Genomic DNA, 19,021 nt, shown 5'->3' with positions numbered 1-19,021 from the left:
TCCTCAATCGCCGGAGGGGCTCAAAAATGACCACCTCGGCCACCAACTCCAGCCCGCCCCGGCCACACCCCCAGCCCGCCCGGCCACCCTCAGCCCGCCCGGCGATTGAGGGCATCGGTTCCAGCCCGCCCGGCGGTTGAGGGCATCGGTTCAAGCCCGTCCGGCGATTGAGGACACCTTTCGAGCCCGCACCCGGGAAGCGGCGCCCACGCCAAGAAGGAGGCGCACCCGGTCACCCGGATGCGCCTCCTGGAGCGACGCGCACGCACGCGCGAACCGCAGCACGCACGCGTCACACCTCAATGACCGTCAACGGTCAAAACGCTCGCGCGCCTGGTCCTTCGCGTCCTGGGCACGGTCCTTCATGCCCGAGGAGGAGTCCGACTCCTGGTCACGGCCCTGGGAGGCCCGGTCCTTGGCCTCGTCCTTGCCCTGACCCGCCTTCTGCTTGGCCTGGTCGGCGAGCTCCTGCGCCTTGTCCTTGAACTGGTCGGAAATACCCATGCTGTTCACTCCTGTGGGATGCGTGGGGTACGTGGGGGACGGCCCCCTGCGGGGCCTCGCCCAGCGTTGCACGGCCCGACATCCCTCGCATTTCGTACCGCTACATACGGTCAGCACGCTCCGCACGCGCGTCCTGGTCCGCCGCTCCCCCGGCCCCCACCAGCCCCTTCGACACGGTGTGGAGCCGCGGCTCGAACCGCCGCATCTCGCGCTGCCCGCCGATCGCGATGACGGACGGCAGGTAACCGCGGACCGACTGCATCCCGCGCAGCCACCACTGGGCGTACACATGCGGGGAGCGCCGCGCGATCCCGTCCACGATCCGGTCGACGGCCGGGCCGAGCGGGTACGTACGGTTCATCGGCCGCGGCAGCCGCCGGCGCAGCTCGCGCATCACGTCGTCCCGGTCCGCCCCCCGCACCATGTCGGTGTCGGTCCAGGAGAGGTAGCCGACGCCGACCTTGACGCCCTTGTAGCCGACCTCGGCGCGCAGGCTGTGCGCGAAGGCCTCGACGCCCGACTTGGACGCGCAGTACGCGGTCATCATCGGGGCCGGGGTGATCGCGGCCAGCGACGCTATCTGGAGGAAGTAGCCGCGGCTCTCCATCAGCACCGGCAGGAAGGCCCGCCCGGTGACCGCGCCGCCGATGAGGTTCACCTCGATGACCCGCCGCCAGGCGTCCGGGTCCGAGTCGGCGAACGGGCCGCCCGAGGCTACGCCCGCGTTGGCGACGACGACGTCGACCTTGCCGAAGCGCTCCTTCACCTCGCGCGCCACCTGGGTCATCGCCTCGTGGTCGGTGACATCGGCGAACCAGTGGTCGCTCTCGCCGTGCAGCCGCTCGGAGACCTTCTTCAGCTCGTCCCGCTCCAGGCCGACGAGCGCCAACGTCGCCCCGCGTGCCGACAGCTTGCGGGCCAGCAGCTCACCCACCCCCCGGGCCGCACCCGTGACGACGACGACCTGGCCCTCAAGACTCCGCTTGCCGCTCATGCGACATCCTCCCTCTCCGCCGTGGCGGCTTTCCGCTCGGCGGCCGCCCCCGTGGCGACGTACCGGGTGACCAGCTCCCTGATCTTCGCCGTGACGGCCTCCGGGGCCTCCACCGGCGTCATGTGTCCCATGCCCGCCAGCTCGGTCAGCCCGAGCCCGACCGGCAGCGCTGCCGCGAGGGACCGGGCGTGGACCGGCGGGGTCAGCCGGTCGTCCGTGCCGGCGATCACCGCGGTCGGCACCCGCAGCTCGCGCACGCCCGCCGCGAGGTCCAGCTCGCCGAGCACCCGGCCCCACCCCACGCGCGCGCGGCGCGGGCAGGCGTGCACGATGCGGGCGCAGGCGTCGACCCGGTCCGGAGCCGAACCAGCCCCCATCGTCGCGTACTTGAGGACCTTCCTGGAGACCGGGTTGACCGGCCCGAGCGGTGCTTTCGCGCCCAGTACGGCGGTGGTGAGCCGGGTCCGCAGCGCACCCGCGCGCAGCGGCAGGACGCGGGCCTCGGCGGCCAGCCGCGTACTGCCGGTGGAACAGAGCAGCACGGCGGCGGCGTGCTCGCGGAGTCCGGGGCGCGCGGCGGCGGCCATCACCGTCATCCCGCCCATGGAGTGCCCGGCGAGCACCGCCCTGCGGCCCGGGGCGAGCGTCGCGGCGAGGACCGCTTCGAGATCGTCGGCCAGCGCGTCCGTGCTGTAGCCGCCCGGGCCGGGTTCGGGGGTGAGCCCGTGGCCGCGCTGGTCGTAGGCGATGACCCGGTGGTCGGCGGCCAGGTCGCGTATCTGGGCGTCCCAGAAACGGGTGTTGCAGGTCCAGCCGTGGGCCAGGACCACCGCCGGGGCGTCCTCGGGGCCATGCAGTTCGACGTGGATCCGGGTCCCGTCGGCGGAGCGGGCGGTCAGCTCGGCCGCGGGGACCGGCGGTACGGTGTCGCGGTGCAGGAGGCGGCTCACCGTGCGGCCTCCTCGGCGACGGCACCGGCACCGGAGCCGGAGCCGGCATCGGAGCTGACGTCGGAAGCCATATCGGAGGCGGCGGTCACGGTCTCGCGGTCGGTGCGTCCCGGCTGCTCCGGTACGCGTCCGCTCCCGGCGGCCCGCCCCGCCCCGGGCGCCGCGCCGACCCGGACGACGTCGTACTCCGCGAGGTCCACCGAACGCGTCTGCCGCCGGAACTCACCCGTGGTGCCGGGCCAGACGGTGGTGTTGCGGCCCGCCTCGTCCAGGTACCAGCTGGTGCAGCCGCCGGTGTTCCACACCGTGCGCTTCATCCGTTGCTGGACCCGGTCGTTCCACGCGGTGACGGCGGCGGAACGGGCGCCGAGCGCGGCGCGTCCGCCCAGCACGTTCAACTGCCGCAGGTAGTCGGCCATGTAGTTCAGCTGGGACTCGATCATCAGGATCATGGAGGAGTTGCCGAGCCCGGTGTTGGGTCCGATGATCGTCATCCAGTTGGGGAACCCGGCGGCGGTCGCGCCGCGCAGCGAGTTCATCCCGTCCTTCCAGGACTCGGCGAGCGTGATGCCCTCCTCGCCGACGACCCGCTCCGCGATCGGCATGTCGGTCACATGGAAGCCGGTGCCGAAGATGATCGCGTCGACCTCCGCCTCGCTCCCGTCGGCGGCGACCACCGTGGAGCCGCGTATCTCGCCGAGCCCGGAGGCGACGACGTCCACATTGGGCTGGGCGAGGGCCGGATAGTAGGTGCTGGAGAGCAGGATCCTCTTGCAGCCGATGCGGTAGTCGGGGGTCAGCTTGGCCCGCAGGGCCGGGTCCTTGATCGCCCGCGCCATGTTGGACTTGGCTATCTTCTCCACCAGGCCCAGCTGGTCGGGGTGCTTGGTGAAGGCGCTGACCTGCAACTCCCTTATGCCCCACAGCAGTCCGCGGCGCGCCGTGCCGGTGACCGGAACGGCCCGGTGCAGCGCCCGCTCGGCCTTGCTGATCGTGCGGTCCATGCGCGGCATGACCCAGGGCGGGGTGCGCTGGAAGAGCGTGAGCTTCGCGGTCCTCGGCTGGATCGCCGGGACGATCTGGATCGCGGACGCGCCCGTACCGACCATCGCGACGCGCTTGCCTGCCAGGTCGTAGTCGTGGTCCCAGCGCGCGGAGTGGAAGACCTTGCCGGGGAAGGAGTCGAGCCCGGGTATGTCAGGCGTCTTGGGGTCGGAGAGCGGCCCGGTGGCGGAGACGACGACATCCGCGTGGAGCACGGCCCCGTCGGCGGACTCGATCACCCAGTACAGGTTCTCCTTGTCCCAGGTCATCAGCTTCACCTCGTGGTTCAGCCTGATGTGCGGGCGGAGCCCGAAGGTGTCGGCGACGCGCTCCAGGTAGGCACGGATGTGCTCCTGCCCGGAGAAGGTGCGCGGCCAGTCGGGGTTGGGGGCGAACGAGAAGGAGTAGAGGTGGGACGGTACGTCGCAGGCGCAGCCGGGATAACTGTTGTCGCGCCAGGTGCCTCCCACCGAGTCGGCCCGCTCCAGGACGACGAAATCGGTGATGCCTTCGCGGCGCAGCCGTACGGCGGCCCCCAGGCCCCCGAATCCGGTTCCGATCACCGCCACACGTACGTGTTCCTGCTGGGCCATGCTGCCGCCTCCCGCGGTACGCCACACGACTCTGCCAGCAATCACTGGCATTGTTCGGAGGGTAGAGCAGGACCCGTACTGATGGGTAGGGGGCGGACCGAGGAAAGTTACCGGCGGTACAACATAGGGTGCCCCTGTGGCCGAAAGACGCGAGCACCGCGAATACCGCATGGAGGAGCTGGCCGAAGAGGCCGGCATCACCGTGCGGACCCTGCGCTTCTACCGGGAGCGCGGGCTGATTCCGCCGCCCCGCCGCGAGGGCCGCATCGCCTGGTACGACGACCACCACCTGGCCCGGCTGCGGACCATCACGGGCCTGCTGGAGCGCGGCCACACCCTGAACGGCATCGCCGATCTGGCGGCCACCTTCGAGAGCGGCCGCGATGTCGCCGAGGTGCTGGGCCTGGGCGAGCCGACCGAGGAGACCCCGGTCCGCCTCACCCCGGAGCAGCTCGCGGACTACTTCGAGGGCGAGGTCACACCGGAGAACCTCGCCACCGCACTGGACCTGGGCTATCTCGCCACGGACGGGGACGAGATCGTGCACATCAGCCGCCGCCTCCTGGAGGTGTCGGCCGAGCTCGTACGGGAAGGGGTGCCGCTGTCCACGGTGCTCTCCTCGGGCCGCCGCGTCCGCGAGCACGCGGACGCGCTCGCGGAGATCTTCGTACGCGTACTGCATGCCCATACCAAGGAGGCCGAACCGGCCCAACTCCGGCCCCTGGCCCGCGCGGTGGTGGACGCCGAGCTTTCGATGGCCCTTGACCGGAGGCTGCGCCGCGAGGACGGCACGCAGCCCCCGAAGGCGTAACACCCGCAGGCGCCCCGACGCTACCGCTCGTAGACGACCGTCACCGGCGCGTGGTCGCTCCAGCGCTCGCCGTGCGTGGCCGCCCGCTCCACCCAGGCCTTCACCGCGCGCCCGGCCAGCCCCGGGGTCGCCATCTGGTAGTCGATGCGCCAGCCGCTGTCGTTGTCGAAGGCCCGCCCCCGGTACGACCACCAGCTGTACGGCCCCTCGACCTCCGGATGCAGCGCCCGCACGACATCCACGTAAGCCGCCTCCTCCAGGACCCGGGTCAGCCACGCGCGCTCCTCGGGGAGGAAGCCGGAGCTCTTGCGGTTGGCCTTCCAGTTCTTCAGGTCCGCCTCCTGGTGGGCGATGTTCCAGTCGCCGCAGACCACGACCTCTCGGCCGTCCGCCGCGGCCCGCACTTTCAGTCCCTGGAGGTAGGGCAGGAAGGCGGCCATGAAGCGCTCCTTCTCGTCCTGGCGCTCGGTGCCGACCTCGCCGGAGGGCAGATACAGGCTCGCGACGGTGACACCGGGGAGGTCGATCTCCGCATACCGGCCGCTCGCGTCGAACTCCTCCGCCCCGGGGGCCCCGAAGCCGCCGAAGCCGATCTGGACCCGCTCGGGGGCCTGCCGCGAGTAGAGCGAGACGCCGGCGCGCCCCTTCGCGGCGGCGGGCGCGTGGACGGTGTGCCACCCCTCGGGAGCGCCCACGCCTTCGGGCAGCTGGGCGAGCTCGGCCCGCACTTCCTGGAGGCAGACCACATCGGCATCGGTCCCCGCCAGCCACTCGACGAATCCCTTCTTGGCGGCGGCGCGAAGCCCATTTACATTTACGCTGGTAACGGTGAGCATCCCGAAACAGTACTCACTCCACCCCTAAGCATAGATGTACGATATATAGCATGATTATTCAGACCCGGTCTTTCGACCACCCCGACGCCGTCAAACTCAACGACCAGGTGCAGCTCGAATACGACGAGCGCTACGGCGATGGGGGCGATCTCACAGCGCTCGACCCCTCGATGTTCCTTCCGCCGCGCGGCCTGTACCTGCTCGCCTACGACGAGCTGGACCGCCCGGTGGCGACCGGCGGCTGGCGGACACAGGATCGCAACGCCGAGGGCTACTGGGACGGCGACGCCGAGATCAAGCGGATGTTCGTGATACCCGAGGGGCGCGGCAGGGGCCTGGCCCGGCGGATGCTGGCCGCCCTGGAGGAGGACGCACGCGCCGCCGGCCGGATCCGGATGGTCCTGGAGACCGGCGACCAGCAGCCCGAGGCCATCGCGCTGTACGCGTCGAGCGGCTACACGGTCTGCGAGAAGTTCGGCCACTACCGGGAGTACGAGAGCAGCATCTGCATGGCGAAGCCGCTCCAGCGGCCCGGAGCCTGACCCGGCTGCCCGGGCGCCAGGAAGCCGACCGGTCCGCCGGGGAGTCGGCCCGCCCGGCGCGGCGGTCGCTCAGGCGCCCCCGCCCAGCACCAGGACCACGTGCTCGTCCTCCCCGTACCGCACCGTGCCGGTCGCCGTGAACCCGCACTTCTCCAGCAGCCGTATCGAGCCGGTGTTCCCGGCGGCGGGGTCCGCGTACAGCGGGCGGGCCGTCTCCCGCTCCAGGAACGCGGTCAACGCCCGGGTGCCGATGCCCCGGCCCCAGTACGGGCGGCCGAACCAATAGCCGATGTAGCGCCGCTCGCCGTCCCACCAGGCCACGATGTTCCCGGCCGTTTCGCCGTCCACGACGACCGTCCGCACGAGGTTGGCGGGGTCCCCCAGCACCTTCGACGTCCAGTGCGCCATGAACGCCTCCCGCTCGCGCGGCGGGAAGCGCGATCTCCGCACCGCCTCCGGGTCGTGCTCGTTCGCGAGGAAGACCTCCAGGTCCGCTGGTTCCACATCCCTGAGCAGCACGCTGTTCTCCATGCCGACCGAGTCTGGCACCCGCCACTGACAATCGGCCGGGGCCGCTCAGCGCGGGGTGGCCAGCACCTGGGTCCAGTAGGGGCCGCGCGGGGAGTCGGCGATGCCCACGCCCACATGGACGAAATCGCAGTTGAAGATGTCACCGTCGCGGCCCGGGCTGTTGCGCCACTCCTCGACGACCGCCGCCGGATCGCTCATGCCGGTCGCGATGGTCTCCCCGACGGCGGACCAGTCGTAACCCGTGGCGTCGACCCGGTCGCCCGCGCCCCGGCCCGAGGAGTCCGTGTGGTCGAAGTAGTCGTGCGCGGCCATGTCCTCGGAGTGCCGCTGGGCCACCTCGGTCAGCCGGGGGTCGGTCTCCAGCTCCGGGCAGCCGTTCGCGGCGCGCAGGGTGTTGACCCGGGTGACCACGCCCGCTTCCGGGCGGGGGCGCGGCTCGGCGGCCTCGGGCGGGGCGGCGGGCGACGGGGCGACAGGGCGCGGCCGGGAGGCGGCGGTACGGCTCGACGTCGGCGAGGGCGAGGCCGTGGAGGGCGCCGGCAGCGGCTCGGCGGGGGCGGCGGCGGGCGGCGGGGGCGAGGGCGAGGGCGAGGGGCTGTATGTGACACCCCCGCCGCGTGATGCGGGCGGGGCGGGGGCGGAGGGCCAGATCAGCACGGCGAGGGCGGTCACGGCGGCCGCCCCGGCTATGAGCCCCACCGCCTTCCCGGCCGAGAACGCGCCGGAGGCGGAGGGGGCGGACGCGAGCGGTGCGGACGCGGACGCGGCGGGGCCGGAAGCGGCCGAGGCGGACGCGGCGGCCGGGGCCGCCGATGAGGCGAACGCCACCGCCGCCTGCTGCCCGCTGTCGTAGAGCGGCACCACCAGGGCGAGCCCGGAGAGCAGTCCCTCCGGCGGAACCAGCCCCGCACTGCCGTCGGAGCAGGCGGCGCAGCCGCGTACATGGCGGGCGATCCGCTTGCGCCACAGCGGCGTCGGCGTACCGTCCCAGTCGCCCAGCAGGTCCTCCAGGGCCGGGCAGCGGGGGTCGGCCGCCAGGGCCCGGACGACCGCGCGGCCTACGTCGAGCTGGTTCTTCACCCGCTGGACGCGTACGGCGGCGTGCTGCGGGGCAAGCCCGAGCGCCTCGGCGAGTTCGGACCGGGTGAGGTCGCCGGTCGTCTCCAGCCACCACAGGGACAGCACGTCGCGCTCGGATCCGTCCAGCCAGCGGGTGGCCTCGGCCGTCTCGCGCCGCTGGCCGGAGAGTTCGAGGCGCAGGATCGTCAGGTCGACGAAGTCGGCGGCGGGGTCGGCCGGCTCATCGGTCGCCTCCAGCGGGGCCGGGCGGTGGCCGAGGCCGGACCAGCGGGTGCGGACCTGGTTCATGGCGATGGCGACGAGCCAGGAGCGGAAGCGGGCCGGATCGCGCAGCGAGGGCAGCCCGGACAGCGCCCGGAGCATGGTCTCCTGCACCACGTCGTCCACGTCCGGATGGCCGTTGAGGGCGCGCCCGACGACGTTGTAGACCAGCGGGAGGTACTGGGCGGCCAGCCGTTCCCCGGCGGCCCGGTCGCCGTTCCTCGCCGCGATGACCAGAGCGGTGCCGTCCACGCCGTTCACGCCCTTCGTTCGGTTCGCCACGGGGATGTGGGACAGGTCACCCCTGAGGGTTTTGTTATCCGTCCGCTGCCCGGTGGTCAACCAGTATGCGGGGGCCCGTAGGCCGTCCCGCCGAGAGAGTGCCGGGAACGGGAGGAACATGTCGAGCAATACGGACACCGACGTCACGCTGCCGGAGGCCACGGCCGGCGGAGCGAGCGACTCCACCGGTCCGGACACCACCGAAGCACAGGACACCGAGGCGCACGCCACCGCGGCGCGGACGGGCGAGGCCATCACCACCTCGGCCCTGCACGCGGCGGCGACCGGCGCCGACACCTTCCCCGGGGCGCTGCGGGAGGCGCTGAACCGCCGCGGGCTGTCCCTGGAGCGGGTGAGCGAACGGCTCAGGGTGCGCGGCATCACCATCAGCCAGGCCACCCTCAGCAGCTGGCAGCGCGGCCGAAGCCAGCCCGAACGGGCCCGGTCCCTGCGCGCGGTGGAGGTGCTGGAGGAGATCCTGGAACTGCCCGCCGGAGCCCTGCGCTCGCTGCTCGGACCGCGCCGCCCGCGCGGCCGGATCACCCCGCCCGGCGCGGAGGGGGCGGCGCTCCAGATCCTCGGGGAGGACTCGGTGGTCGAGAAGGCGCTCGGCGCGCGCTTCCGCCACTTCAACCAGGAGACCAGCTCGCTGATGGTCCACGACATCGTGAGGATGGGAGAGAGCGGCACCCTGAGCGCGATATCCACCACGAACGTGCTGCGGGCCAGCCGGGCGGGGGCCGACCGGGCGATCTTCGTGCTCAGCTTCGACGACGAGGCGGCCGAGCCGGTCGACATCAGGGTCAGCTGCGGACGCCTCGCCGAGGCCACGTATCTGAAGGGGCTCAAATCCCTGGTGCTGGAGATCCACTTCGGCCGGGAGCTGGCCAAACTGGACACCACGGTGGTGAGTTACGCGGTCGAGGTGAGCCCGTCCGAGACTCCTGCCACCCACTACGAGCGCTGGTCGCGGACGAATCTCCACGAATACCTCCAGCAGGTCTTCTTCCACCCCGGTGCCCTGCCGTCGGACTGCCACCGCTACGTCCGGGAGAAGGTCGGCGCCCCGCCCCGCGCACGGAGGCGCATCCCGCTGAGCGAATCGCACGACGTCCATGTCCTCACCTCCCGGTGCAAGCCCGGCGTCCACGGGGTGGCGTGGGACTACGGGACGGGAACCAGTGGAACGGGAGACCGCCCAGGATGAGTGGACGGCCTCCCGCGTCTGGGGGGTGGCCTTGGCCGGTCTGATCTGTGGTGCGGCTACTTGGTGTTGAGGGTCAGCCCGTAGTACGCGAGGGCGTCGTCGAGCGGCTGGAAGTAGGAGGAACCGGGCGAGTTGACCTGACCGTTGCAGCGCTGGTTGCTGGGACCGCCGGACGTCATGCCCTGGGCCTGGTCACCGGAGATGTACGCACCTCCGCTGTCCCCTCCCTGGGTGCAGACGCTGGAGCTCGCCAGGCCGGTCACGACGGTGTCCGGGCCGCCGTTCTGGTCGGTGTAGGTGACGCTGACGTTGTACGAGCCGACCCGGCCGCAGGTCCACTGGGTGGTCTGACCTGACTTGCAGAGCGCCGCACCCGAGGGGGCGCGCTTGCTGCCCTTGACCGGGACGGTGCCGGCCCGGCCGTACGTGGTGACGTCGAGGCCGATCGAGTGGCCGGCGTCGACGGTCGCGATGCCCATGTCCACGCTGCGGGTGCCCAGCGCGAACCGGGTGTGGGTGCCCTTGGCGAACCGGGTGCCGTTGTAGGCCAGGGCCGGCAGGTCCTCGATGCAGTGCCCGGCGGTCACGAGCACCTGCCTGCCACTGCGGTCCTTGGCGCCGTAACCGACGGAGCACAGGTAGCCGTTGAAGGTCATCCGGCTGCCGGGCGGGACGACGGCCTGGGTCTCCAGTTTCTCCTGGCCCTTCACGACGCGTACGGCGTCGCCGTTGCTCTTCGCCGCCTTGAGGAAGCTGCGGGTCGCGGCGTCGGAGTCGCCGTTGACCTCGACGGTCACGGTGTCCGAAGCGAGGTCGACGGACCACGCGGACACCCCGGCCGGGGCGCTCTTGAGCGCCTTGGCGTCGAGCTGTGCCTTGATCCGGTCGAGCTCGCTCCCGCCGCGCTCGGGGACACGGGCCTTGAGCCCCGCGGCCCGCACGTCCTTCGCCGTTTCGGCGTCGGCGGCGTTGACGATCAGCGAACCGTCCTCGGCGAAGAAGGCCCCGAGCGTGTCGACCCGGTCCTTCCGCAGCTCCGCGAACCGGCCCTGCTGGTCGGCCTCGCGGTCCAGCCGCCGCACGGCGGCCTTCTCGCTGACTCCCAGGGTGGTGGCGAGCGCCTTCACCATCTCCGGCTGGTACGCCGGAGCCGAGGGAGCCGAGGGCTCCGCCGGCGCCCCGGCGTAGGCCCCTGTGGCGACTCCCGCCGACAGGAGAGCGCCGATCGAGGCGGCGACGACGTATCTGCGCGCGTTCTTCTTCCGGCTGTGCTTCACGCGATTCCTTCCGCTACGCAGGCGAGCGTCCAGACAATGGGGGGGTGGCCACACCGCGCCTGGGGAAGCACGATGTGTTCCATGGACACTGCCCGGCGGCGATGACATGTTCCTGTCGCCGCGCCCCGAACTCTGGCCCAGCCGGAACTGCCGCGACAAGAAGCGGAGATGGGGCTCTTTTCTACAGAACTGGCCGAGAACTGTAGAGAGATCAACGGAAAGCCCAGGTGCAGACCTTTGCCCCGGGAAAGTGCCGTCGCACCCGCGACTCCCGAAAACCAGTGATCAGCGGCGGAGTTGCCTTCCCCATGAGGAGCACTCCACCGTGGACACCGGCTGACAAGCCGTACTGATGCGGGCGACGTGCAGGTCTCGGCGACCGGATGGGCGACGTCCTGACTTCGTTCGGGTAGATGGTGACGAGAAATGACGGCGCTGTCGCTCCGCGGCGGCAAATTGCCGTGCGGAGGTCCGGTCCAGGTCTCACACTGCGGGCATGGATGAAGTGAGTGTTCCCGCGACCGTCGTGTCTTCAAAGCAGTCGAGTGAGTTGCTGGGGTACCCGTCTGATGCTCGATTGCTGATCCTCAACTGCGATGACTTCGGGATGTATCCAGCGATCAACGCCGCAGTGGTCGAGTCGGTCGAAGAGGGCATCGCCAGTTCGTGCAGCCTGATGGTCCCGTGCCCCGGGGCACCGCAGGCCATGAAACTGCTCAGCCGACGGCCTCAGATCCCGTTCGGGATTCACCTCACTCTGGTATGCGAGATGCCCGACATCGCGTGGGGGCCGCTGAGCGCCAGAGAACGCGTTTCCTCACTGCTGGACCCTGGGGGCGCGTTGTTCTCGCCGACACCGGCCGGCCGGGCGGCCTTGCTCGGCCAGGCTCGGCTCGATGAGATCGAACTCGAGTTCCGCGCCCAGGTCGATGCCGTCGCCGACGCTGGACTCACGCCGACCCATCTGGACTTCCATTGCCTGGCCGATGGCGGTCGCGACGACATCCTCGACCTGACCGTGGTGCTGGCAGCGGAGTACGGCCTCGCGGTCCGGGTCTGGCTCGAACCCGGGCGCCAAGCGATGCGGAAACGCGGTCTGCCGGTCACCGACAATGACTTCCTGGACAGCTTCTCCCTCGACATGGAAGGCAAGGCGGCCCGATACGCTCAGATGCTGCGTGACCTGCCTGCCGGGCTCAATGAATGGGCGGTGCATCCCGGTCTGGGCGACAAGGAGTCGCAGGCCGTCGACGATGGCTGGACCGTGCGTCGGACGGACTACGAGTTCCTGACCTCGCCGCAGGCCCGGGAGGTTCTCCAGCAGGAGGACATAACCGTGATCGACTACCGAACTATTCAGCGAGTCTGGTCCCAGACCATGAGCCCACGATGACCGATCGGGCCCGCCGCGCTTGAGGCCCCATTCGATCCTGGGCACGGCGTTCTTGACGGCGTCCCAGTAAACGTCCCGGACCTCACCGTTGACGTACGAAAATTGTGGCAGCGGACAGTTGAAGCCTGTCGCCTCCACGCCCGCGGTGACGAGGCACGCCGACATCCCCACCCCCGGCCGCTCCGGTCCATTCCGACCCGGCCGCCGCGCCTCCAGGCCGCGCTTCCAGGCCGACCTTCACACGAGGAGGAGCCAAAACGAGGAGATCCCGGTCAGACGGTGACCGTCTGACCGGGATCTCCTGAACCGCTCCGGGATGAACCGTGAACGGCTTGTCTTGTGGACCTGTGGGGATTTGAACCCCAGACCCCCTCGATGCGAACGAGGTGCGCTACCAGACTGCGCCACAGGCCCTTGCGACGTGTGAAACTCTAGCACCCCCACAGGGGTGCTTGGAAATCCGTTCCTCCGCTGGTCAGCGGTGTCGGGATTTCCGAGCTACACCCGCCGCCTCACTCGTTGGCCGCACGCGGCCGGTCCTCGTCGTCGTACTGGTCGAAGAGCGGCGTCCGGCCCCGGTCGCGGCTGCGGCGGGACGGGTTCGTGCGCTGCCGCGGGGCCGGGTCGACCGCGGGGGTCGTCGGGTGCGACGTGCCCGTCTGGGTGGGCTCGACGGTGCTGGAGCGGGCCGCGCTCCAGGTCTCCGGGTCGTTGACCTCCACGCCTCCCGTGGCCCGGGGGGCGACGGGCGCGGTGACGTAGGTGGGCAGCGGTACGGGAACCGGCTCCCAGCTGTCGCCCTGGACGCGACCGCGCTCGCGCTGCTGGTCCACCCACTCCGCGTGATCCGTCTGCTCGACGAGTGCGCGGCGGCCGGCCTCCTGGGGGGAGACCGTGGGCTTCGGCTTCGGCTCGGGCTCCCGGTGGTGGGCCTCGGAGTCGTCGTCGGGCTCGGCGGGGGCGGGCGCCGTGGGCTGGTGCCTGCGGGGGCGGTTCTCGCGCAGCCGCTGTGCCGCGACCTCGGCCCGGCGGCGGTCCATGGTGAAGGCGAACCGTCGGCGCTCCTGGGCGCGCAGATGCACGATGTACGTGCTCAGCAGCACGGCGGGCACGGCGGGCGCCCACAGGAAGCCGAGGCCGCCGACCGCCGCGACGACCGCCCCGAGGGTGAAGGCCAGGAAGAGGACGACGGTGGTCCGCCTGCGCCGGGCCAGGACCTGGGAGCGCTGGGCGCGCCGGGCCCGCTCGGCGTCGGCCGCGCCGGAGCGGGGGCGTCGCCGGGCGAGGGGTACGCGGTCCGTGGGGCGCTCGTCGAACCGGCGCTCGTGCGCCGGACGGCCCGATGGCTGATGCGCCGCCCGTCGGTCGTGCGCCGGGCGGTCGGAGGTCTGGTCGCCCGGGGCGCGCTCGGGAGCGTGCGCCGGGTCGGTCAGCCTGGCTTCCGTGTGCGCCGGAGGCGCGGCAAAGGCCCGGACGTCCACGGATTCCATACGGTCCGTTTCCCGGTCCGGGTCGACGTCGGGCGTCGCCTCCTCGGCGGTGCGCTCCCGCAGCTCCTTGGCATACCGGCGCTCCATCGCCGCCCGTCCGGACAGCAGCCGGATGGCGGTGCTGAAGCGTTCCGTCGGACGGGCTTCGTTGAGCTCGTCCTGCCTGCGGAGCCACATCGGTACCAAGTAGGCGGCCCAGGCCCCGACGATGACTGCGTAGATGAGGCCGCTGCTGCTCACGCTCACACCGTAGAGGGGTTTGCGCGGAAGGATCCGCCAATTGGCCCGGTGTGTCGCACGATCCGGCCGATATCCCGGACTTTTTTTGTGATTGTTCGGATCAACAGCCGCCGATAGCCCGACCCAATGCGGTCATCGGGCGATCATATTCGAACACCTATTTCATTTCGCGGGTCGGTCCGGGCCCCTCGGCGGTCGGTCCGGGCCGCTCGGCGTCACCGGGCGCGACCGGCGCCAGCGCCGGAGCATCCCCTCGGGCACTTCCTCGGCGGTGAGGGCGAAGATCAGATGGTCACGCCAGGCGCCGTCGATGTGGAGATAGCGCGGGCGCACGCCCTCCGAACGGAATCCGAGTTTCTCCACCACCCGGCGGCTGGGACCGTTCTCCGGGCGAATGCAGACCTCGATGCGGTGCAGGCCCACGGCGCGGAAGCAGTGGTCCACAGCGAGGGCCACGGCCGTCGGCATGACCCCGCGCCCGGCGACGCTCTGATCGACCCAGTAACCGACGTGCCCGGAACACATCGAGCCCCAGGTGATCCCCGCGACCGTGAGCTGGCCGACCAGCCGGCCCTCGTACTCGATGGCGAACGGCAGCATCCGCCCCGCGTTGGCCTCGGCGCGCAGGTGGCGGACCATCTGCCGGTACGTGGGGCGCTGCGCCATCGGACCGCCGGGGGCGGGCGGCGGGACCGTCGCCTCCCAGGGGCGCAGCCAGTCACGGTTACGCCGGTTGACCTCGCGCCACATCCGCTGGTCGCGCATCCTTATCGGGCGCAAAACGATCTCGCCGTCGGTCAGTGTCACCGGCCAGGTCGCGATGTTCAGCTCGGGCTCCCCGGTCGGGGATGGTCGCCGCCGCGGAGCTGATCGACGGCGTGCACCAGGAGCCGGCCGAGGACCGCCAGCCCGTCCTTCACCCCTCCGGTGGAGCCGGGGAGGTTGACGATCAGGGTGCGGGAGGCCACACCCGCGAGGCCCCGGGAGAGGGCGGCGGTCGGGACCTTGGCCAGTCCCTCGGCCCGGATCGCCTCCGGAATGCCGGGGATCTCGTGGTCGAGGACGCGACGGGTGGCCTCGGGCGTGGCGTCGGTGGGCGAGATGCCCGTACCGCCGGTGGTGACGATCACGTCGTACCCGGCGGCGACGCCCGCGCGCAGGGCCGCCTCGACCGGATCGCCGTCGGGAACGACCTGCGGGCCGTCGACCATGAAGCCGAGGCTCGTCAGCGCTTCGGCGATCAGCGGGCCGCCCCGGTCCGCGTACACCCCGGCGGATGCCCGGTTGGAGGCGGTGACGACGAGAGCGGTGAGCGGGGAGGGCAGCTCGACGCCGGCGGGCTCGGCCGTCCGCCGCTCGTGGCCGGGGGCACCCTGCGCGATCGTCCGCCGCTCGTGGCCGGAGGCTCCCGTCCCGGCCGTCCGCTGCTCGTGGCCGGAGGCTTCGGGCGCGGGCGGCATCACGCGTCCGGTCCCTGCGGCGCGGTGCGCCGGTAGTCGCCGGACTTGCCGCCCGACTTCGCCTCGACCCGTACGTCGGTGATGACCGCGCTCTTGTCGACGGCCTTGATCATGTCGATCACCGTGAGAGCCGCCACGGAGACCGCGGTGAGGGCCTCCATCTCGACGCCCGTGCGGTCCGTCGTCTTCACGGTGGCCGTGATCTCCACCGCGTCGTCGGCCACGCTCAGATCGACCTTCACGCCGGAAACGGCCAGCGGATGGCAAAGCGGGATCAGGTCCGGGGTGCGCTTGGCCCCCATGATCCCGGCGATCCGGGCGGTGGCGAGGGCGTCGCCCTTGGGGACTCCCTCGCCGCGCAGCAGCTCGATCACGCGCGGCGAGACGAGCACCCGGCCGGCGGCGCGGGCGACGCGGGTGGTCACGTCCTTCTCCGACACGTCGACCATGCGGGCCGCGCCCGCCTCGTCGATGTGCGTCAGCCTGTTCTGCGTACTCAACTCACTCCGCCTAGCGGTAGGGGCGCCGGTTACACCTCGGGGGGCCGGAGGGGGTCCCCCGGAAGGCACGGCGGCAGATACCGTACCGCCACCGGGCGGCGGTCAGCCGAGCAGGATCACGTCCGCCTCCGTGCCGGGCTCGACCGAGGTGACGTCCTCCGGTACCACGATCAGCGCGTCCGCCTGCGCGAGCGCGGCGACCAGATGCGAACCGGAACCGCCGACCGGAGTGACCGTCCCCGCCTCGGCGTCGTGACGCCCGCGCAGGAACTGGCGGCGGCCGTCCGGTGACGTGAGCGCCTTTTCCGCGCTCAGCCGGGCGCGGGCCGTCGGGCGGTGCACGTCGGGGAGGCCCATCAGGGCACGGATGGCGGGGCGGACGAACAACTCGAAGGAGACGTAGGCGGAGACCGGGTTGCCCGGCAGGGCCAGCAGCGGGGTGTGGTCCGGGCCGATCGAGCCGAAACCCTGCGGCTTGCCGGGCTGCATGGCGAGCTTGCGGAACTCGACCCCGCCGCCCGGCTCGTCCTCGTCCCCGACGGAGGACAGCGCCTCCTTGACCACGTCGTACGCGCCGACGCTGACACCGCCCGTGGTGACGACGATGTCCGCGCGGATCAGCTGGTCCTCGATCGTGGCGCGCAGTGTCTCGGCGTCGTCGGTCACCGCGCCGACCCGGTAGGCGATGGCTCCGGCGTCCCGGGCGGCGGCCGTCAGCGCGAAGCTGTTGGAGTCGTAGATCTGGCCGCCGGTCAGCTGCTCGCCGGGCTGGACCAGTTCGCTGCCGGTGGACAGGACGACGACGCGGGGGCGGGGCCGTACGACCACGGTGGCGCAGCCGATCGCCGCGAGCAGCCCGATCTGCGGGGGGCCGACGACCGACCCCGCGGCCAGGGCCAGATCGCCCGGCTCGACGTCGCAGCCGCGCTCGCGCACATGGGCGCCGGCCACGACGGGCCGGTGCACCCTGACCTCGCCGGTGGCGCCCTCGGGCGCGTCGCTGTGGGCGCGCATGGCGGCGGCCGGGCCCTCGCCCGTACCGCCGTCGGTCCACTCCACCGGGACCACGGCCTCCGCGCCGGCGGGCAGCGGCGCGCCCGTCATGATGCGGGCGGCCTGTCCCGGTCCCACGACCTGGTCGTCGGCGAGCCCCGCACTGCCCGCGGCGACGTCGCCGATGACGGTGAGGACCGCGGGGAACTCCTCGCTGGCGCCCTCGACATCGGCGATCCGGACCGCGTAACCGTCCATGGAGCTGTTGTCGAACGGCGGCAGGGCCACCTCCACGACGACGTCCTTGACGAGGACGCAGCCCTGCGCGTCCGGCAGCTGCAACTCGATGGGCTCCAGCGGCCTCACCGTCGCGAGGATGTCGTCCAGGTGCTCGTCCACCGACCAGATCGTGCTGCTCACGGGGTTACATCTCCTCAGCGACGTACTTGCGCAGCCAGGTCCGGAAGTCCGGCCCCAGGTCTTCACGTTCGCACGCCAGTCTGACAATGGCGCGCAGATAGTCGCTGCGGTCGCCGGTGTCATAGCGGCGGCCCTTGAAGACGACGCCGTGCACGGGGCCGCCGATCTTCTCGTCCGCGGCGAGCAGCTGGAGCGCGTCGGTGAGCTGGATCTCGCCGCCGCGGCCCGGCTCGGTGTGTCGCAGTATGTCGAAGACCGCGGGGTCCAGGACGTACCGGCCGATGATGGCGAGGTTGCTGGGGGCGTCGGCCGGGTCCGGCTTCTCGACCAGGTCGGTGACGCGGACCACGTCGCCGTCGACGGTGGCGTCCGCGGCGGCGCAGCCGTAGAGGTGGACCTGCGAGGGCTCGACCTCCATCAGCGCGATGACACTGCCGCCCTCACGCTCCTGGACCTCGACCATCCGGGCCAGCAGCGCGTCGCGCGGGTCGATCAGGTCGTCGCCGAGGAGCACCGCGAAGGGCTGGTCGCCCACGTGCGGGGCGGCGCAGAGCACGGCGTGCCCGAGGCCGCGGGGGTCGCCCTGTCGCACGTAGTGCATGGTGGCCAGGTCGCTGGACTCCTGGACCTTGGCGAGGCGTTCGGCGTCGCCCTTGCGGGTGAGCGCGGATTCCAGCTCGTAGTTGCGGTCGAAGTGGTCCTCGAGGGGACGCTTGTTGCGGCCGGTGATCATCAGCACGTCGGAGAGGCCCGCTGCCACGGCCTCTTCGACGACATACTGAATGGCCGGCTTGTCGACGACAGGCAGCATCTCTTTGGGAGTGGCCTTCGTGGCGGGCAGGAACCGGGTGCCGAGACCTGCTGCCGGGATGACGGCCTTGCTGATCCTGGGGTGCGACTGAGTCATGTGCAGACCTTAACGGTTACACACGGCCGGAAGCTGATATTCCGGTTAACTTCGTCCGCAAATATGCCCATACGAGAATCGTGCGAGTCACCCTTGAACACTGACAAGTCCGGAAAGCCGTCCGCGAAGGGATCGCTGCGGCGCGAACTGCTCGCCGCGCGGGCCCTCCTGACGAAGGAGGACGCCGTCCGGACGGCCGCTGTTCTTGCCGGCGCGGCCCTGAGCCTGCCCGAACTGGCCGACGCCCGTACGGTCGCCGCGTACGTCTCCGTGGGGCGCGAACCCGGCACCCGCGCCCTCCTGGAAGCGCTGCGCGGGCGTGGCGTCCGGGTGCTGCTGCCGGTCCTCCTGGCCGACAACGACCTGGACTGGGCGGCCTACGAGGGCCCGGAGCATCTGCTCCCGGCCGGGCGGGGGCTCCTGGAGCCGGACGGCCCGCGCCTGGGCCCGGCCGCCGTCCTGGAAGCCGAGGCGGTGCTGCTGCCCGGCCTGGCGGTGGACGGGGCCGGGATGCGGCTGGGGCGGGGCGGCGGCAGCTACGACCGGGTGCTGGCCCGGCTGACGGCCGCCGGGGCGCACCCTTCGCTCGTCGTGCTCCTGTACGACGACGAGGTGGTCGCGCGGGTCCCCTCGGAACCGCACGACCACCCCGTGGACGCGGTGGTCACGCCGGCCGGAGCGCGGCGCTTCGTGAACCCTCTGTAGA

The 19,021-nt window shown here is 71.6% G+C and carries 19 protein-coding genes and 1 tRNA gene; 5 read left to right on the top strand and 15 right to left on the bottom strand.

Annotated elements, in window-relative coordinates:
• Positions 1 to 309: 309 nt before the first annotated feature.
• From AB0F29_RS32675 to AB0F29_RS32660, 4 genes are all read right to left on the bottom strand, one after another.
• Positions 310 to 504 (bottom strand): hypothetical protein, encoded by a 195-nt coding sequence (locus AB0F29_RS32675; RefSeq protein ID WP_265601103.1) that lies wholly within the window; start codon positions 502 to 504, stop codon positions 310 to 312.
• A gap of 100 nt (positions 505 to 604) precedes the next feature.
• Positions 605 to 1,498 (bottom strand): SDR family oxidoreductase, encoded by an 894-nt coding sequence (locus tag AB0F29_RS32670; protein ID WP_361879798.1) that lies wholly within the window; start codon positions 1,496 to 1,498, stop codon positions 605 to 607.
• Positions 1,495 to 2,448, bottom strand: coding sequence for an alpha/beta fold hydrolase (locus AB0F29_RS32665; protein ID WP_361879795.1), 954 nt, complete (start codon positions 2,446 to 2,448; stop codon positions 1,495 to 1,497). The genes AB0F29_RS32670 and AB0F29_RS32665 overlap by 4 nt, the downstream gene beginning before the upstream one ends.
• Positions 2,445 to 4,085, bottom strand: a complete 1,641-nt coding sequence (locus tag AB0F29_RS32660) for an NAD(P)/FAD-dependent oxidoreductase (protein ID WP_361879792.1) — start codon at positions 4,083 to 4,085, stop codon at positions 2,445 to 2,447. The genes AB0F29_RS32665 and AB0F29_RS32660 overlap by 4 nt, the downstream gene beginning before the upstream one ends.
• 169 nt (positions 4,086 to 4,254) lie before the next feature.
• On the opposite strand from AB0F29_RS32660, the gene AB0F29_RS32655 reads away from it, so the two are divergent.
• Positions 4,255 to 4,896 (top strand): MerR family transcriptional regulator, encoded by a 642-nt coding sequence (locus AB0F29_RS32655; RefSeq protein WP_361879834.1) that lies wholly within the window; start codon positions 4,255 to 4,257, stop codon positions 4,894 to 4,896.
• A gap of 20 nt (positions 4,897 to 4,916) precedes the next feature.
• On the opposite strand, the gene AB0F29_RS32650 is transcribed toward AB0F29_RS32655, so the two are convergent.
• On the bottom strand, positions 4,917 to 5,732 hold the full coding sequence (locus AB0F29_RS32650) for an exodeoxyribonuclease III (RefSeq protein ID WP_361879789.1): 816 nt from the start codon (positions 5,730 to 5,732) through the stop codon (positions 4,917 to 4,919).
• A 50-nt stretch (positions 5,733 to 5,782) separates the two neighbouring features.
• On the opposite strand from AB0F29_RS32650, the gene AB0F29_RS32645 reads away from it, so the two are divergent.
• Positions 5,783 to 6,274: a GNAT family N-acetyltransferase gene (locus tag AB0F29_RS32645; RefSeq protein ID WP_361879786.1), complete on the top strand. Its 492-nt coding sequence runs from the start codon at positions 5,783 to 5,785 to the stop codon at positions 6,272 to 6,274.
• A gap of 69 nt (positions 6,275 to 6,343) precedes the next feature.
• Here AB0F29_RS32645 and AB0F29_RS32640 read toward each other — a convergent pair whose 3' ends face one another.
• Positions 6,344 to 6,805 (bottom strand): GNAT family N-acetyltransferase, encoded by a 462-nt coding sequence (locus AB0F29_RS32640; protein ID WP_361879783.1) that lies wholly within the window; start codon positions 6,803 to 6,805, stop codon positions 6,344 to 6,346.
• Positions 6,806 to 6,850: 45 nt separating this feature from the next.
• A complete protein-coding gene (locus tag AB0F29_RS32635; RefSeq protein WP_361879831.1) occupies positions 6,851 to 8,407 on the bottom strand; it encodes a sigma-70 family RNA polymerase sigma factor in 1,557 nt (518 codons plus the stop codon).
• Between the two features lie 139 nt (positions 8,408 to 8,546).
• On the opposite strand from AB0F29_RS32635, the gene AB0F29_RS32630 reads away from it, so the two are divergent.
• Positions 8,547 to 9,635 (top strand): helix-turn-helix transcriptional regulator, encoded by a 1,089-nt coding sequence (locus AB0F29_RS32630; protein WP_361879780.1) that lies wholly within the window; start codon positions 8,547 to 8,549, stop codon positions 9,633 to 9,635.
• Positions 9,636 to 9,691: 56 nt separating this feature from the next.
• Here AB0F29_RS32630 and AB0F29_RS32625 read toward each other — a convergent pair whose 3' ends face one another.
• Complete coding sequence (locus AB0F29_RS32625; protein ID WP_361879777.1) at positions 9,692 to 10,912, bottom strand: S1 family peptidase; 1,221 nt, start codon at positions 10,910 to 10,912, stop codon at positions 9,692 to 9,694.
• Positions 10,913 to 11,408: 496 nt separating this feature from the next.
• Between AB0F29_RS32625 and AB0F29_RS32620 the strand changes: the two genes are divergently transcribed.
• The gene (locus AB0F29_RS32620; RefSeq protein ID WP_361879774.1) at positions 11,409 to 12,305 is read left to right on the top strand and encodes a polysaccharide deacetylase family protein; all 897 of its coding nucleotides are present in this window, start codon (positions 11,409 to 11,411) and stop codon (positions 12,303 to 12,305) included.
• Between the two features lie 340 nt (positions 12,306 to 12,645).
• Here the strand turns inward: AB0F29_RS32620 and AB0F29_RS32615 are convergent.
• The 7 genes from AB0F29_RS32615 to galU all read right to left on the bottom strand — a co-directional run bounded on the left by AB0F29_RS32615 (position 12,646) and on the right by galU (position 18,315).
• Positions 12,646 to 12,719 (bottom strand) — tRNA-Ala (locus AB0F29_RS32615).
• Positions 12,720 to 12,817: 98 nt separating this feature from the next.
• Complete coding sequence (gene glpR / locus AB0F29_RS32610; RefSeq protein ID WP_361879771.1) at positions 12,818 to 14,035, bottom strand: gephyrin-like molybdotransferase receptor GlpR; 1,218 nt, start codon at positions 14,033 to 14,035, stop codon at positions 12,818 to 12,820.
• A 162-nt stretch (positions 14,036 to 14,197) separates the two neighbouring features.
• Positions 14,198 to 14,842, bottom strand: a complete 645-nt coding sequence (locus AB0F29_RS32605; RefSeq protein WP_361879768.1) for a GNAT family protein — start codon at positions 14,840 to 14,842, stop codon at positions 14,198 to 14,200.
• Positions 14,843 to 14,859: 17 nt separating this feature from the next.
• Positions 14,860 to 15,360: a MogA/MoaB family molybdenum cofactor biosynthesis protein gene (locus tag AB0F29_RS32600; protein WP_361879828.1), complete on the bottom strand. Its 501-nt coding sequence runs from the start codon at positions 15,358 to 15,360 to the stop codon at positions 14,860 to 14,862.
• 134 nt (positions 15,361 to 15,494) lie between these two features.
• The gene (gene moaC / locus AB0F29_RS32595; protein ID WP_361879765.1) at positions 15,495 to 15,995 is read right to left on the bottom strand and encodes a cyclic pyranopterin monophosphate synthase MoaC; all 501 of its coding nucleotides are present in this window, start codon (positions 15,993 to 15,995) and stop codon (positions 15,495 to 15,497) included.
• A 102-nt stretch (positions 15,996 to 16,097) separates the two neighbouring features.
• Positions 16,098 to 17,408 carry a gephyrin-like molybdotransferase Glp gene (gene glp, locus AB0F29_RS32590; protein WP_361879762.1) on the bottom strand — a complete coding sequence of 437 codons (1,311 nt, stop codon included), beginning with the start codon at positions 17,406 to 17,408 and terminating at the stop codon, positions 16,098 to 16,100.
• A 4-nt stretch (positions 17,409 to 17,412) separates the two neighbouring features.
• Positions 17,413 to 18,315: a UTP--glucose-1-phosphate uridylyltransferase GalU gene (galU, locus tag AB0F29_RS32585; RefSeq protein ID WP_018961109.1), complete on the bottom strand. Its 903-nt coding sequence runs from the start codon at positions 18,313 to 18,315 to the stop codon at positions 17,413 to 17,415.
• A 93-nt stretch (positions 18,316 to 18,408) separates the two neighbouring features.
• Between galU and AB0F29_RS32580 the strand changes: the two genes are divergently transcribed.
• Positions 18,409 to 19,020, top strand: coding sequence for a 5-formyltetrahydrofolate cyclo-ligase (locus tag AB0F29_RS32580; protein ID WP_361879759.1), 612 nt, complete (start codon positions 18,409 to 18,411; stop codon positions 19,018 to 19,020).
• Position 19,021: the final 1 nt, after the last annotated feature.

This window comes from Streptomyces sp. NPDC026589, assembly GCF_040638385.1.
Classification (GTDB): Bacteria; Actinomycetota; Actinomycetes; order Streptomycetales; family Streptomycetaceae; genus Streptomyces.
This window is presented reverse-complemented; position numbering and strand designations above follow the sequence as displayed.